This window comes from Acidobacteriota bacterium, assembly GCA_018268895.1.
Classification (GTDB): Bacteria; Acidobacteriota; Terriglobia; order Terriglobales; family Acidobacteriaceae; genus Edaphobacter.
Map to the genome: position 1 here is coordinate 1358554 of JAFDVP010000001.1, position 15483 is coordinate 1374036.

Annotated in this window: 11 protein-coding genes and 1 tRNA gene; 5 read left to right on the plus strand and 7 right to left on the minus strand. The window is 53.8% G+C overall.

What is annotated here, in order from left to right:
• Positions 1 to 2: 2 nt before the first annotated feature.
• The 4 genes from JSS95_05920 to JSS95_05935 form a co-directional block, all read right to left on the minus strand.
• On the minus strand, positions 3 to 878 hold the full coding sequence (locus JSS95_05920) for an amidinotransferase (protein ID MBS1799346.1): 876 nt from the start codon (positions 876 to 878) through the stop codon (positions 3 to 5).
• A gap of 122 nt (positions 879 to 1000) precedes the next feature.
• Positions 1001 to 4183 carry a multidrug efflux RND transporter permease subunit gene (locus JSS95_05925; protein ID MBS1799347.1) on the minus strand — a complete coding sequence of 1061 codons (3183 nt, stop codon included), beginning with the start codon at positions 4181 to 4183 and terminating at the stop codon, positions 1001 to 1003.
• Between the two features lie 100 nt (positions 4184 to 4283).
• Complete coding sequence (locus JSS95_05930; protein MBS1799348.1) at positions 4284 to 5261, minus strand: efflux RND transporter periplasmic adaptor subunit; 978 nt, start codon at positions 5259 to 5261, stop codon at positions 4284 to 4286.
• A gap of 276 nt (positions 5262 to 5537) precedes the next feature.
• Entirely contained in the window at positions 5538 to 6284 is a 747-nt protein-coding gene (locus JSS95_05935; protein MBS1799349.1) for a queuosine precursor transporter, read from the minus strand.
• 79 nt (positions 6285 to 6363) lie between these two features.
• On the opposite strand from JSS95_05935, the gene JSS95_05940 reads away from it, so the two are divergent.
• Both JSS95_05940 and JSS95_05945 read left to right on the plus strand, forming a co-directional pair.
• A tRNA-Glu gene (locus JSS95_05940) sits at positions 6364 to 6441 on the plus strand.
• Between the two features lie 70 nt (positions 6442 to 6511).
• Positions 6512 to 6790, plus strand: coding sequence for a hypothetical protein (locus tag JSS95_05945; GenBank protein ID MBS1799350.1), 279 nt, complete (start codon positions 6512 to 6514; stop codon positions 6788 to 6790).
• Positions 6791 to 6819: 29 nt separating this feature from the next.
• Here JSS95_05945 and JSS95_05950 read toward each other — a convergent pair whose 3' ends face one another.
• Positions 6820 to 7926: a LacI family DNA-binding transcriptional regulator gene (locus JSS95_05950; protein MBS1799351.1), complete on the minus strand. Its 1107-nt coding sequence runs from the start codon at positions 7924 to 7926 to the stop codon at positions 6820 to 6822.
• A gap of 131 nt (positions 7927 to 8057) precedes the next feature.
• Here JSS95_05950 and JSS95_05955 point away from each other — a divergent pair, with 131 nt between their 5' ends.
• Positions 8058 to 10757 (plus strand): hypothetical protein, encoded by a 2700-nt coding sequence (locus JSS95_05955; GenBank protein MBS1799352.1) that lies wholly within the window; start codon positions 8058 to 8060, stop codon positions 10755 to 10757.
• Positions 10758 to 10777: 20 nt separating this feature from the next.
• Here JSS95_05955 and JSS95_05960 read toward each other — a convergent pair whose 3' ends face one another.
• Both JSS95_05960 and JSS95_05965 read right to left on the minus strand, forming a co-directional pair.
• Complete coding sequence (locus JSS95_05960; GenBank protein MBS1799353.1) at positions 10778 to 11386, minus strand: acyltransferase; 609 nt, start codon at positions 11384 to 11386, stop codon at positions 10778 to 10780.
• A 10-nt stretch (positions 11387 to 11396) separates the two neighbouring features.
• Complete coding sequence (locus JSS95_05965; GenBank protein MBS1799354.1) at positions 11397 to 12404, minus strand: glycosyltransferase family 2 protein; 1008 nt, start codon at positions 12402 to 12404, stop codon at positions 11397 to 11399.
• A 226-nt stretch (positions 12405 to 12630) separates the two neighbouring features.
• Between JSS95_05965 and JSS95_05970 the strand changes: the two genes are divergently transcribed.
• Together JSS95_05970 and JSS95_05975 are read left to right on the plus strand one after the other, a co-directional pair.
• Entirely contained in the window at positions 12631 to 13908 is a 1278-nt protein-coding gene (locus tag JSS95_05970; GenBank protein ID MBS1799355.1) for a glycosyltransferase family 4 protein, read from the plus strand.
• A gap of 420 nt (positions 13909 to 14328) precedes the next feature.
• On the plus strand, positions 14329 to 15279 hold the full coding sequence (locus tag JSS95_05975; GenBank protein ID MBS1799356.1) for a hypothetical protein: 951 nt from the start codon (positions 14329 to 14331) through the stop codon (positions 15277 to 15279).
• Positions 15280 to 15483 lie beyond the last annotated feature (204 nt).

Consider the following 15483-nt stretch of genomic DNA (forward strand, 5'->3'; position numbering starts at 1 on the left):
TCTCACCATAGGCTTGCTGGTGATTCGATATTCATGACGAGACACTTGGCAGCGCCACCAGCTTTCACAAACTCTGTGAGGCTGACTTTAACAACACAGAAACCAGCTGTCTCCAGGGAATGAACCAATTCTCTGCTGGCGCCATTCACAATGATTGCGCGGTCAATATTGATTGCATTACATGCGAAATCAAACGCATCGCGCTCTGCTACTACGATGCGCTTTTCTTCTGGATAAGCTGCTTCAATATGCGCGATCGAAGTAGCATCGAACGCTCCGGGGTAGTACATAACATAGTTCCCCGCCAGAGGAGAAAAGCAGGTATCAAGGTGATAGAAACGCGGGTCGATAAGGTGAAGCGGGACGACTTCAATGTCCCATGCCCGCGCAAGATATTGGTGGCTCTCATAAGATGTCCGTGGACCATAGCCTGCCCAAAGTCGCGACCCATCGGCTGAAAAGAGCGCATCGCCTTCGCCTTCGAAGAACATTCCTGCAGGAAGCTCGACGACCTTGTAACCTGCTTTGTGAAACCAACGACTGAAGTATTGCTCCTCAGCGCGGCGTTCAGGATGGAAGAACCGGCTCGGAACGGCCGTGCCCGCGTGCACAAGACCCGCATTGGCAGTGAAGACCATGTCTGGCGAGCCTACTCTGGGGTCGATCAGTTCGATGTCAGCCAACGCCGAGAGAGTGTTATGGAGATGTTGCCATTGCTCGTTAGCCAGCGCGCGAGATGAGGCATGCAGATTGCCGTTCATCCACGGGTTGATCACGTATGCCACGTCATAGAGCTTTGGCGGGCACATAAGATACGCAGGACGAAACACCTGCGCCGGGCGAACGATGTCGGCACACTCAACTGACTGGGTGTTCATGCGAGCAACCTCTCCTCACTACGGTAGGAGATCGCAAAAACCAGCGTCAATACTAATGATTATGCAGTGTCAAGCGAATAAAGATGCAGGCGGCAATCTGGAGTTGCCGCCTGCACGTATAGCTACTGGCTCGCTGTAACCCGCTGCGATTCAACTGCGGCCGCATCGTCATCGCAGCCATCTGGACGTTGACGCGGGCGCGAGCTTAGCTTGACCAGGATACCTTTCACAACGACGTAAAGAACCGGGATGAAGAAGAGGTTCAGTACGGTGGAAAGTATCATGCCGCCAACGATCGCGGTTCCAACGGAGTGACGGCCGAGCGCACCTGCTCCAGAGGCGAAGTAGAGCGGAAGTACGCCCAGGATGAACGCAATCGAAGTCATCAGAATAGGACGGAGGCGAAGTTCAGCCGCGATAATCGCAGCGTCAACAACCGACTTGCCATGCTCTATTTGTTGCTCAGCAAACTCAACGATAAGAATTGAGTTCTTTGCAGAGAGCCCGATAAGCATCACAAGCCCGATTTGTACGTAAACATCATCGACCAGCCCTCGGGCCGATACAAGACCCAAGGCACCGAGGACGGCCATTGGCACCGCCAACAGAATAATGAACGGAAGAACGAAGCTTTCGTACTGCGCCGAAAGGGTGAGATAGACCACCAGAAGGCCGAGCCCGAAGATAATGATCGCCTTGCCGGCGGACTCAACCTCCTCCAATGCCAGTCCCGTCCAGGAGTACATCATCCCCTGAATTTTGTTCTTCTCAAACAGCTCCTGCATCTTCTCAAGTCCCTGCCCTGAGCTGAGCCCAGGGGCTGCCGCGCCGTCGATCTCAGCCGAGCGGAAGATGTTGTAGTGATAAATCACCTGCGGCCCCGATGTTTCTTTGATCGAGACCAGGTTGTCGAGTGGGATCATCTGACCGCTGTTCGAACGGACATAGAACTGGCGCAAGTCGCGAGAGGTCTTCCGGAAGTTTTGGTCGGCCTGAACGTAGACGCGATAGGAACGGTTATTGAAATCGAAGTCATTGACGTAGCTCGATCCCATGTATGTTCCCAGAGCAGACGTAATCTGCGCGAGAGGAACACCGATGGCCTTGGCCTTTTCACGATCAATCGTTACAAAAACCTGTGGATCGTTCGAGGTATACGGCGTGTAAAGCCCAACGAGACCAGACTTCGGATCGCGACTTTGCGCGACGATGTTGTGAGCGACGCGGTCGATGTCACCAAATGAGTTTCGTCCCTGGTCCTGCAGCATGAACTGGAAGCCGCCGACCGAACCGATACCCTGAATAGCAGGCGGCTCGAACGCTGCCACAATGCCTCCTGGAACCTGGAACAGCTTGGGAGCGATTTCCGCAACGATGTCGTGCGCAGTATGGCCTTTGCCTTTCTTCATGCGTTCATCGATAGGCTTGAGGGGAGCGAAGATGATGCCTGAGTTCGGTGAGCTTCCGCCAGTCAGGGAGAAGCCCATGACCGAAAAGGTTCCGAAGACATCGTCGTTCTGCCGGATAATTGCTGAAGCTCGATCCGCAACCTCGGCCGTGTAAGCAAGAGAAGCGCCCGGGGGCGTTTGAACGATATTGATGAAGTAATTCTGATCTTCCGTGGGGACAAACGCCGTAGGAACGTGCGTGTACATATACACCGTCGCCGCCAATCCAGCAACGAAGAGAATGAGCATAATGGCACGAAGCTTTACGACGTGGGTGACCAGGTAGGCATACCCCTTGATGACCCGCTGAAGGCCCTTCTCGAACAGACCGAGGAGACCACCATGCTCCCTCTCGGGCCTAAGCAGAATAGCTGCGAGCGCAGGAGAAAGGGTTAGTGCGTTGAAGGCCGAGATGGCGATCGAGAAAGCGATCGTCAACGAAAACTGCTTGTACAGAATGCCTGTTGTTCCGGGGAAGAAGCTTACCGGAATAAACACTGAGATCAACACAAGCGAAGTTGCGATAACCGCGCTGGTGACCTCAGCCATGGCCCTTGAGGTGGCGCGATGGCTATCGCAATGTTCTTCTGCAATGTGACGCTGAACGTTCTCAATGACCACGATGGCATCGTCAACCACCAGTCCCGTGGCCAGGGTGATACCAAACATGGTGAGAGAGTTGATCGAGAACCCGAATAGCTTGATGAATGCGAATGTGCCGATCAGCGAGACAGGAATTGTAACTGCCGGGATGATCGTCGCTCGCCAATCCTGCAGAAAGAGGAAGATGACGATGATGACGATAACGATCGCTTCAAAGATTGTGTGAACGACTTCATTAATGGAGTCGCCGACGACCGTCGTGGTATCGAAGGCGACCACATACTCAAGCCCAGGGGGAAACGACTTCGCAAGATTCGCAAGTGCAGCTTTGCACTCACGATCGACTTCAAGGGCGTTCGCATTCGACAACTGCTGCACGCCTAAACCGACAGCTTCGCCGCCTGAGAATTTCAGATCGGTATCGTAGTTTTCAGCGCCTACCTCAGCCCGCCCAACGTCCTTGAGCAGAACAAGACCGCCATTATTTGGAGCATTCTTAAGAATGATGTTTTCGAACTCTTTTGGGTCGGACAGACGCCCGACGACGCGTACGGCCATCTGAAAGACCTGAGAGCTATCTGCGGGAGGCCTGCCGAGCTGGCCTGCGGCAACTTCCACATTTTGCTCGGACAGGGCGTTCGTAACATCGAGTGCCGTAAGTCCACGAGCAGCGAGCCTGGCTGGATCCAGCCATATGCGCATCGCATATTTACGCTCGCCGAAGATCAGAACATCGCCCACACCGGGAACGCGCTTCAGCGCGTCCTTAACATAGACATCGAGGTAGTTGGAGATGAAGGCCTGCGAATAGCGTGCATCACGGGAAAAGAATCCGGCGGCAAAGACGAAGTTGCTGTTTGCCTTCGTAATGGTGATGCCCGTCGCATTGACTGCGGCGGGCAGACGCCCCTGGGCTGAAGCGACGCGGTTCTGCACATCGACTGCGGCGATCGAAAGATCATAGCCAGTACGAAACGTAATGGTGATGGCAGACGTGCCGTCGTTTGAGCTGGTCGAGCTCATATACCGCATACCCTCGACACCATTGATGGCCGTCTCAAGCGGAATCGTCACCGCGGATTCAACGATCTGTGAGTTTGCGCCGATGTAGTTGCTGGTAACAACAACCTGCGGCGGGGCCAACTGCGGGTAAAGCGAGATGGGAAGGCTCGGAATAACGACCGCACCGGCCAGCACGATAAGCAGTGCGCAGACCGTGGCGAAGATCGGGCGTCGAATGAAAAAATCTACCAAGATGAACCTCTAACCGGCGCGCTGGCTCCGGGGTCGTGCAACAGTCTCAATCAGCTCAAAGACATCACGGTTGATCGAGAAAACTGAATCATGCTCACTGTTAGCCCATAGGCTGAACAGGAACGCCTTCCTGCAGGAACTGGAGTCCCGAAACAATCACTTTGTCTCCGGGATTCAACCCCTGCAATACGGGGTAAGAATTGCCAACCGTTTCACCAAGCGTTACAGGGACCTGGTGGGCTGAATACTTTCCTTCCTTCTGGGCCGCAACAAAAACGAATGGCTGCCCGCCAATGCGCGTCACTGCAAGAACAGGCACAACCGGAGCAGGATTGGTGTTCCATGTAACCCGCGCTTTGACCAACTGCTCCGTACGGAGCTTCGCCCCCCGCGGAATGGGTGCCTTCGCAAGGATGCTCTGCAATCCGTTGTCAACCTGCGGCGAAAGGAAGTTGATTGTCGATTTCGCTACTGTGTTGCCGTCGCTATCGATGATCTCTACAGGCAATCCTGTACGAATCTGGGATGCCCGATCGGTTGGCACATAGATGTAGGCTTCAAGATCCACATTTTCGTCCACCGTCGTCAGTACTGTGCTCGACGAGACATAATCACCAAGGTGAACGGGGATATCCCCGACGATACCTGAGAACGGCGCCCTAATCTGGAAGTAGGCAAGCTGCTGTTTTTGCGTGTCGGTCAACGCGGCATTGGCTTCATAGTCTGCCTTGGAGTTCTCAAAGGCCTGGGTCGCCTGATCGAAAGCGTCCCGTGAGACGACACCCGCCTCGAACAGCTTGCGCTGCCGCTCTACCTGAATCTTGTTGTAGTCATAGAGCGCCTTCTTCTGCGCCTGCGTTCCTTGCTGAGACTGCACAGCCGCTGCCTGCTTGAGAGGGTCGATCTGCATCAGCAGTTGCCCAGCTTTCACGACATCCCCTGATTTCACTAGAATCCGGGTGATATTGCCGTCAACTTGCGGCTGCATCGTGGCCGACCGTCGCCCCTTAATTGTCGAGACATACGTATCCGCGCTGGCAACCGGCGACAGCGTCACCTCAGACACCTTCACTGGCATGGCCTGCGGAGCAGCGGCAGGTGCAGCCTGATGGTTGCAGCCAGCAATCAATACAACAGAAACAGCACAGGCAATCGCCGGCAGTCCTTTAAGAACAACGTTGGATTTCATCTAAGGAACATCTCCTTCAAACTGTACAACCTGTTAGCTGTCTCTGAGAGGATTGGACGAGAACACGCAGCACAGGATTCTCGAAATTATTCAGGAACACAACTTCTAAACGTGGGTTCGGCTTTTAGATGCTCTCTTTTGGGGAACAGGTTCTCAAAATGTTGCTTAAGAGCGTTCTGTATTCCGGAAGGTAAAGGGATTGAAGCTTTCGTGCCAATCAAAGGCGTCGGCATGTTCAGTCCTCTTCAGCCAGTTGATAACAAGGTAGGTCAGCGGGGTTGCCAGCACTTCATACCCAACCTTCAGCAGGTAACTTGTAATGATCATATTGCCCATAATCTTGAGGGGGACAGTCCCCCAAAATGTGAGCAAGACGACAAGTGTCGTATCAACAGCCTGGCCTACAACAGTCGATCCAATCGTTCGGGTCCAGAGCTTGCTTCCTTTGGTCAAAAGTTTAAGCCTGGCCATCGTATAGGAATTGGCAAACTCGCCTGCAAGAAACGCAAACAGGCTGGCGGCAAGAATCCTCGGAATAAAGCCGAACACTACCGAGAATGCTTGTTGATTTGGCCATCCGGGAGCTGCCGGCAGGGCAATCGTAATAGCGCCCATCAAATAAAGCAGGGCCGTCCCAAAGAAGCCGAGCCAGATGGCGCGCCTGGAGGCTGCAAATCCATACACCTCTGTAAAGACGTCGCCAAAGATGTATGTCACTGGAAACAAAAGGATAGCTCCGCTCACGGCAAACGGCCCGATAAGACATGCCTTTTGAGCGACGAGATTGGACACCAGAAGTATGACAACAAATGCAGTTGTCAGCGCATCAAGGTACTTGTAACGCTGCCCTGATGTTGATGGCCCCCGCTCGTCAGTCTCTAGTATTTGGCTATGGGGCTTCACAGAACTCATGAGCGTTTTTGACACTCCACAGTGATATTGATAGCGTGAAGAAGAGTCGGAACTCCCTATGCACTCGTATCTTACACGCGTCCCCGTCGTCTAGCCCGGCCCAGGACACCGCCCTTTCACGGCGATAACACGGGTTCGAATCCCGTCGGGGACGCCAAACTAGACATGAGGCGGACGCTTCAAATTCGAGCTTTTCTTGTGAATTTACCAGGCAAGTCGAGGTAAATATGGCACAGCTTTTTGCACGGGTTGAACTTCGCGGAACTCCAACTCATGAAACCTACGAGTTGCTCAATACACATATGAGCTCGATGTTCTGGCATCAGACCATTCGAGGGACAATTACCTGCAAACTCCCTCATGCCACTTACCAGGCAACGACCTACAGTGACCATCCGGACATCATGACGATAGCGAATGAGCTGAAGCGAAGCATTGAGCTTTCCGTATGGGCAAAGGCCATGGTTCTTATCGTCCAATCGAACAATTGGGCCGAAGCAGGATGATCCAGTATCGGAATGATCCGATCGATACCCTATTTCCGTTTTTGTTTTGAGATCTGTGGCGGAATCCCTGTCGATTCTCGAATCACCAGCTCCGGGTACATCAATATCTCTTGCTTTGCCGGAGCTTGATTTGTAATGCGCCCGAGCAAGGTTGTTACCGCAGTCTTACCTATCTCCCTCAAAGGCTGGCGAATCGTTGTAAGGCTAGGCCGATGGTAAGCCGCTGATTTGATGTCATCAAAGCCGATCACCGAAACATCTTCCGGGACCTTCACGCCGAACTCGTGGAGTGCGCGAATCGCCCCGATCGCCGCGTGGTCGTTGAAGGCAACTATGGCGGTGAATCTCTTCTTCGTCAGCAGCAGATCGCGCATCGGGCCGTAACCTACCTCTGGCGATGAGACGTGAAGCGGAATGTCGATCGTCAACGCAGGATCGAACTTCAGCCCAAGTGTTTTTGCGGCTTCACGAAACGACAGCCATCTTCGGTCCGCGTCCGCGCTGTATGAAGCGCCGCGCATAAATGCAATCTGGGAATGTCCTAATTTTTGAAGGTGGTCGAGCGCCAGCATTGCTGCCCGCTTTTGATCGAGAACGATGTTCGTCAGGTTCTTGGCATTCTGATGACCCGAGACTGCGACCACGGGTACGGTCCATGGCTCCGGGTACACAATTGGGGTATCGATCAGAATAAAGCCTTCAACAGAGCGGTCCTGAAGGAGCCTTGGGTACTCTTCAATCAGGTCTCGGCGGCGGCGATGGCTTACGATGAGTGAGACATAGCCCTCTTCCATCAGGACTTCTTCGATGCCTTCAAGAATCTCCGCGCAGTATCCATCATTCAACTGCGGCACCAACACGCCGATGGAAAACGTTCGGCGGCTCCGTAAAACGCGCCCAAGGTAACTGGGCCTGTAACCGAAGTCTTTAGCCGCCTGGAGTACGCGTCGACGTGTCGGCTCGGAGATCGCTTCGACACCTGCGGCATTGTTCAGGACAAGTGAGATGGTGGCAGGCGATAAGCCGAGATACTCCGCCAGTACCTTTAGGCTTACCGGCTTCGCGTGAATGCTCGCCTTGGCATTCGATACGTCTGGACTTGCCTTCGCTTTCCCTGATTGCTTCTGTAATGTCATCTTCGCCGTGACTTGTTCTCCAACGGAAAGAATACGGCATGAAATCCAATCGCGGAACAGCATTGCTTGTTCACCTCAGGCACCTGATATCGTGGACTCGCGTATGCCATTGGTCTCTTTTGGATTTTCAGATGCGTAAATACACATCCTTCCTCGCCACATTCCTTCTTGCCAACCTTGCTTTTGCACAAACACCGTCTCCTTCCAGTTGCAATCAAGGCAAGGAAAAGGATCTGTGTTTCATTCAGCAATTGATAGCCCCATCTCAGAACGCGCGTCCGATGATGCGGTGGTGGTGGTTTGGAGTAGCGGCAGAAAAACCGGAGATTCTTCGAGAACTGAAGCAGATGAAGGCCGATGGAATCGGCGGTGTTGAACTCGCCTTCGTCTATCCGCAGGTCCTCGATGATCCTGCGAAGGGGCTGCACAACGATCTCTTCGTCGGCCAGGCCATGCTTGAGAACGTTCGCTATGCGCAACAGCAGGCTCGGCGGCTGGGACTGCGTGTCGATGTAACGCTGGGCTCGGGATGGCCTTATGGCGGACCGGCGATAACGCTCAGTGAGGCAGCTCATCGCCTGCGCGTGGCCGAGGTCGCCCTTCCCTCCGGTGCAACTCAGCTCCCCATGATGAAACTTGCTGAAGGAGAGAGCATTATTTCTGTCTCTGTCGTTCGCGGCGAACCAAAGCACTGGGATGCGGCATCTGCAATCACCGTTTCTGAAGGGCCTGATGAATCGAACCCTCTTCCACCTTCCAAAGGTCAAAGAACAGCGCTCTTCTTCATCGACTCGCACACGCGGCAGATGGTTAAGCGAGCTGCCGTCGGTGCAGAAGGCTGGGTGCTTGATCCATTTCAACATACGGCGATCGACAGGCATATCAAGGCAGTCGGCGAACCCCTTATAAAGGCCTTTGGAGCAACCCCGCCTTACGCAGTCTTTTCCGATTCGCTTGAGGCCTATGGAGCCGATTGGACTCCCAAGCTCCCAGAGGAATTCAAAAAGCGCCGCGGGTACGATCTGCTCCCACACCTGCCAGAACTCGTTGCGGGAGGCACTTCTCAAGCGGACGATGTTCGTCACGACTGGGGCAGGACTCTTACAGAACTCGTCGATGAAAACTACCTCGCTCCCTTGAATGCCTGGGCTGTTGCGCACCACACCAGGTTTCGTTCGCAGACCTACGGCGAGCCTGCTGTATCACTCTCCAGCCAGCGGCTCGTTGGACTACCTGAAGGAGAGGGGCCTTATTGGAGGCAGTTCAATACGCTTCGCTGGGCGACATCCGCCAACCATCTCTTTGGGAACAACGTCACTCCAGCCGAAACGTTTACATGGCTTCATTCGCCTGTATTCCGAGCGACGCCTTTGGACATGAAGGCAGAGGCAGATCTTCACTTCATCGTTGGCACCAACCAGATCATCGGTCATGGCTGGCCCTATTCGGCGCCCCAGGCCGGTGAGCCGGGCTGGTCTCTGTACGCCGCGGCCGTCTTCAACGACCACAACCCATGGCACCCGGTTATGCCGGCCATCACGCACTACATACAAACCGTCAGCTCGCTTCTGCAAAAGGGCAAGCCGGCCAATCAGGTCGCATTGCTGCTTCCGACCGACGATGCCTGGGCGGGCTTTGTTCCTGGACACGTCACTGTCACAGGTTCTCTGGCAGGAATGCTTCCACCAGAACTCATCCCCGCCATTCTCGATGCCGGATACAACTTCGACTTCATCGATGCGGACACGATCAACCGCCTGGGTATCCACTATCCAATCCTCGTTATTCCGCCGACAGACCGGATACCGACGGCAACTCTACGAAGCCTCCAGCAATATGTTGCTCACGGCGGCAACGTCATCTGCATTGGGAAACTCCCCACCATCTCACCTGAGGGCAAAGAGACAACAGAGATCGCAAAACTGGCGAGCCAGCTATTCACAGAACAACGCGGCTCCTTTGTTCCTTCGGAGGCTCAACTCAGCGCAGCACTCCATAGAACTGCTACGCCCGATCTGCAGCTCACCGAATCGCGGCAGCAGATTGGGTTCATCCGCCGTAAGCTGCCGAATGCCGACATCTACTTCATCGCAAACACCAGCAATCGTCCCTTCAGTGCGACGGCTACAGTTGCATCTGCCTTTACGCACGCCCTCATGGTGGATCCCACTGACGACCGGATGAGCGCCGCACCGAAGACAGGAATGACGCTTACGCTCGCTCCCTACGAATCCCGCATCGTTATCGTCTCCAATGCGCTTCTAAAGACCGGGCCCGCCGCTCAGACATTTACTTCCCTGCTCGATCTCTCTTCCAACTGGCAGGTGCACTTTACCGGGATCAAACAGGCAAAGTCGGAGGAGTTGCTTACCGATTGGTCAGACGATGCCATGACGAAGCACTACTCCGGTGAAGCCGTCTATACGCGCACGTTTACGCTCGATAGTATTCCATCGAAGCCTCTCTTTCTCGCCGTAGAAGGTGGCCATCCCATCGAGTCTTACAAAGGAAAAGGTCATCCCGGAATGCAGGCCTGGTACGAGGGGCCTGTTCGTGAGGCTGCAATTGTCACAGTTAATGGCAAACAGGCTGGGTATCTCTGGCATCCACCCTATCGGCTCGACATTACAAAGTACATCCAACCAGGCGAAAATCGCGTTGAACTGCATGTTTACAACACCGCATTGAATGCGTGGTCGGCGCAACCGCCGCACGACTATAAGCCGCTGATTGAAAAGTATGGAGATCGATTTCAGATGCAGGATATGGATAAGGTACAGCCCATTCCATCGGGCATCATTGGCAGTATCAAGCTTATGAGCGCACAGTAAAGTAGAACAGAAGACGCGAACTATGCGCTGCGTACACTGACTGCCGCCTGCGAGATCGCCCTCGCCGGCACACCTGCCACGACCGCGCCTGCGGGGACATCCCGCGTAACGACTGCATTTGCTCCGACCGTTGCGCCATCTCCAATGGTGACCCCGCCAAGGATGGTCACTCCCCTGCCAATCCAAACCTCTGCCCCTAAAACAATGGGACTGGCGGTGTGCCCGGAATCTCTCAGGGGAATTCCCTGAACCCGTTGATGATTTGCGTCGCGAAGACTCGTGTATTCGCCAATCATCGTACCCTTGCCGATTGTTATTCCGCTCATGGCGACCAGATGCACTCCCCGCGAGAGCACAACTCCATCGCCGAGGGTAATTGTCGCCGCGCCCTGCGTCTCGAGATGCAGATCAGGATAGATCAGGATCGAGTTGCCGAAACGTACCGCAGCGGTTCCGTAAACCCATGTACGGCCAAGAACAACAACAGAAGTAGGAAGCTTGGTGCGTAGATGCGCGGCAAGAGACGCATGAGAATAAAGCCGGCGAAACAGTTCACCTGAACCAGAAGCAGCTCGAAGCAATTGCTTCAGCGGTGCAACAAGCACGGATTTCAGGTGCGAGTGGAACATAGCCGGAAGGTTACCACGGTCTCGGGGGAGAGACGCGTCCTCCGCGAGTATCCTTCCATGCCTGGTTCATCAACTCAATCATCGTGCGATAGTATTCGCCGCGCTCTCTACGCACAGATGCCTTGCTAAACCGGTTACGCAGTACCGTAAGCCGATACATGGTAAGCTCGCTCCATTTAGCGACATATACCTGCGGCCCGTGATGCTTGCGGTAGTAAAGAAGCGTGCTGCGCATTCGCCACATTACCACCTGGGCAGCCATCGAGGATATTTCGAGGGTGGTCTTGAGCTGCCGGGAAGATTCTCCGCCAATATGAACAACAACGATGTCGGGCCAATACCAAATTGAGTGACCTGCCTCCTTGATGCGCCGGCAAAGGTCAACTTCTTCGTAGTAAAGAAAGAAAGCGGGATCAAACATTCCTGTCTTTTTAAGAGCTGCCGGACGAATAATGGAGAACGCTCCCGGAACCCAGTCAACTGAAGCGGGTTGATCGCGATCCGCCCATGTCCTGTCAAAGTGGCCAAAAAACCTGGATCTTGGAAACCTGTAAGCGAGCCCCGTCATCACGACTAAATCATGGACGATTGAGTGAAAGGAGCGAGACGACGGCTGCCATGAACCATCTCTACCTACAAGACGGCATCCACCGAGGCCGCAGTCAGTCTGCTGGTCCATATGCTGAATGGCTTTTTTCAGAGCGTCCTTCTGAAAAAACGCATCGGAATTCAGCAGAACGTAGTACCGGCCCTTTGCCCGCTCAAGCGCCAGGTTATTGGCGGCGCCGAAGCCAAGGTTGACCTCACTCCGGATCAACTGCACCTGGGGAAAGTCCTGTTCCACCATCTCCGGTGACCTGTCAGAGGAGTTGTTATCGACTACAAGTATTTCAATTCTGAGATCCGCAGACTCACAGATGACCGAATCGAGGCATTCACGAAGGATCTCGCGGGTGTTAAAAGAGACGATAACGATCGACGCATCGTACTCGTAACAGCTTTTGGCCTCAGGCGACACTATGCACTCCAGTATACGAAGAAGCGGGTTCTCAGCTATAGACCTTTTAGGTAAGGTAATCTCTCTTCACTTAGCCAAAGTGCAGCGCCTATAGAAAGGCTTCAATTCTTTTTGCAGAATGACAATGCTGTTCTACTGCTGACTTGACCTGGCAACATCCTGTATTCTCATGGACGTCTGAACGCCAACTGAAATTCTCTCTCTTCACTCTGAGGTCTTTAACCCAATGCCTGTAACGGTCGACGCTTCTTCCATCAAGTTCGATGTCATCCTGATCGCACCAAATGTCTCAGAGCAGATGGGGGGGGAAGCTATCAAGGCCCTCCAGATTTATCTGGAGCTAGACAGACAAGGGGTTAGGGTGCACCAAATCACCCATGACCGCGTCAGGCTGGAACTGGCGAAGAACTTCCCGAAGATGAGCGTCACCTACATGCCCGATACGATGACCGAAAAACTGCTCTATCGCGGCAAAATCTTTGAACAGCTTTTGAATATGCTTTTTCTTCGCTCCGCGGCAAGACATGCGGCCAACCTATTAAAGGAAAATCCTGGGACGCTGGTTCACTTTACCTCTCCCGTATCCCCGGTCCTGCCATACCCATCAATCAAGAACGCGACCGTCGTCATAGGCCCGATTAACGGCAATATCCACTATCCTCCTGGATTCCGCCATCGCGAAAAGCTCTCCTATAAGGTGCGGCGCTGGTTGCACCCATCACTGCAATACTTTAACAGCGTGCTGTTTTCAGGCAAACGTAAAGCGAGTGCCCTGCTAGTTGCCGGAGGCGAACGAACCTACGAGTCCTTGCGGATGGCAGGATGCAAAGAAGAGCAGTTTGTCGACTCAATCGATAGCGGCATCCTCGATCGCCTCTACGATCAGCCGCGGATCACTCATGAGGGCAAGAACCTTCGTTTCTTCCATAATGGCCGCTTGGTCGAACATAAAGGCACCGACCTGATCATTAAAAGCCTCCTGAAGACAAAGAACCGGATCGTGCTGGATATTATTGGACGGGGCCCGGAGCTTAACCAGCTAAAAGCCCTCGCAAAGAACCTTTCTCTTGAAGATCGCGTCCAGTTCATCGAGTGGGTTGCCGACCACAGCAAACTCGCTGAGATGCTGCGGCAATATCGCGCATTTGTCTTTCCCAGCTTGGCAGAGGCAAACGGGATCGTCGTTCAGGAAGCCATGGTACAAGGCCTGCCTGTCATCGCCTGCAACTGGGGAGGCCCCTCCCTTCTGGTGACACCGGAGACGGGAATCCTGATCGATCCCGTAAGCGAAGATTTCGTTATCGAGCAGTTAGCCTCCTCCATGGACCGCCTGGCCGAGGACGGAGACCTGGCTGAAAGCATGTCCGTCCATGCGCGGGAGCGGGCCTATAGCCACGGGTATCTGTGGTCTGGAGTCATCAGAAACTGGCGGAAGATATACGCGAAAGTAACCGACTCAACTTCCCGGGAGAACATGGCTTCCGCAGCCAGAGTGCAATCGTAAACAAGCGGAATCCTATTTGTAATCAGGTCTCACAACAAGCCGTGGATTCTTATAATCCACGATCTGGGAAATCGGCGTCACCCGCTCGGCAAACAACGCATAGCTCCATACGCGCCTCTTTTGGGGGATTAGCCTTGTTTTCGGCAACTCTTGAAACTCTTCGTATGGTAAATTGTCGTCAATTCGTATTTGTTGTTCTTGCATTTTTTTGAGATTGATTCTTCAGACCTTGTTCTCGGCCCTACAGCAGAGAGTTGTCTTTGAGAGCGCGCAGATCGTTCTATTTTTAGCTGTATAGCGTTCAAAACAGGCACCCAATCGGAGATTGATGACCTATATCCACAACCATCGGCAGATTTGAATTGTTCTTTTGACAACCGGATCAAACAACTCGAACGCCGATCCTCAGGAGCAAGCGCTATGGCATCCAGTACAACAGTTCTTCCGCAAGCCGATCTCTCTCTGCCGAAGGCTTCTACGCCTAGGGAAGCCGCATTGCGCTTTGCAACTCCCTCATTTGCTGAGACCTTCAATATCGAACCCCTGGCGACAGCCCACAATCTGAGCGGTCTGGAGATCTTCTCCTACGACTATCTCCGAAATCTCGCTGAGAAGTATCTTGTGAATCCTTCGGACGCCTTCGTCGCGTCAAGTGCACTCTCGGCAAACGCCGATTTCAACTCCGTACCCCATGGACAGCACGCGCCGCATGTTGCGATGACGCTGCTCGATCAAGCCCCTTACCGCGTGTTGCTCAAGCGCCCGGAGAAATACGATACCGGCTTCAAAGAATTGATCGAGGCACTCTTTGCATCGATCGCCGACGCAAAGGGAGGTTTTGGGGACGATAAGATCGTTCGGCTTGAGTCTTCGGTCTTCGTCAGTTCAGCAAAGACGACGACTCCAATTCATTTCGATCCGGAAGTCGGCTTCTTTTGCCAGATTGCGGGCGAAAAGATCTATCACGTCTACCCCCCGGCGAATGTGACAGAGGCGGAGCTGGAGCCTTTCTACATCAAGAGTTCCGTTGAGATCGGCAAGGTGGATGTCAACCGGCGCGACCCTGCCCGGGAACACGTCTTCCACCTCGCGGCCGGAAAGGGATTGCATCAGCCTCAGAACGCACCGCATTGGGTAGAGACCTGCTCTTCGCAGTCAATCTCGTACTCGGTCGTTCTCGAGACGGAGTCGACGCGGGCGCTAGGCCGGACACGCGCCTTTAACCACTACATACGACGTACCGGAATGGCGCCGTCCGAGCCCGGGAGACACCCGGCAACGGACGCTATGAAGGCAAATGCAATGAATGCAATCCTTCCTATGCGAAAGCTGGCAGGAAAGGTCGTTCGCAGTGTAAAGGGGCAGCACTAAGGCAGGCGGGAGCGTTCCGGGTGGAAAACGCTCCGCATCGCGAGATAATCTTTGAGGTGGTTTCGAGAATTCCGTAAATGGAATGTTTTAGCTCCCAAACGCGGGCCCGATTCCATAACCTGCCTATTGCGCGGCATGCTCTTTGAAATCAACAAATCGCGTACAACACAAGAGCTATGCCCCTGGCCTCTCAAAATATGACAC

Excerpts from the sequence above, each read along its gene's own strand:
- JSS95_05920 (MBS1799346.1), bottom strand. The coding sequence starts at position 878 with ATGAACACCCAGTCAGTTGAGTGTGCCGACATCGTTCGCCCGGCGCAG.
- JSS95_05950 (MBS1799351.1), bottom strand. The coding sequence starts at position 7,926 with ATGACATTACAGAAGCAATCAGGGAAAGCGAAGGCAAGTCCAGACGTA.
- JSS95_05970 (MBS1799355.1), top strand. The coding sequence starts at position 12,631 with ATGCCTGTAACGGTCGACGCTTCTTCCATCAAGTTCGATGTCATCCTG.
- JSS95_05960 (MBS1799353.1), bottom strand. The coding sequence starts at position 11,386 with ATGTTCCACTCGCACCTGAAATCCGTGCTTGTTGCACCGCTGAAGCAA.
- JSS95_05935 (MBS1799349.1), bottom strand. The coding sequence starts at position 6,284 with ATGAGTTCTGTGAAGCCCCATAGCCAAATACTAGAGACTGACGAGCGG.
- JSS95_05955 (MBS1799352.1), top strand. The coding sequence starts at position 8,058 with ATGCGTAAATACACATCCTTCCTCGCCACATTCCTTCTTGCCAACCTT.
- JSS95_05930 (MBS1799348.1), bottom strand. The coding sequence starts at position 5,261 with ATGCCAGTGAAGGTGTCTGAGGTGACGCTGTCGCCGGTTGCCAGCGCG.
- JSS95_05945 (MBS1799350.1), top strand. The coding sequence starts at position 6,512 with ATGGCACAGCTTTTTGCACGGGTTGAACTTCGCGGAACTCCAACTCAT.
- JSS95_05975 (MBS1799356.1), top strand. The coding sequence starts at position 14,329 with ATGGCATCCAGTACAACAGTTCTTCCGCAAGCCGATCTCTCTCTGCCG.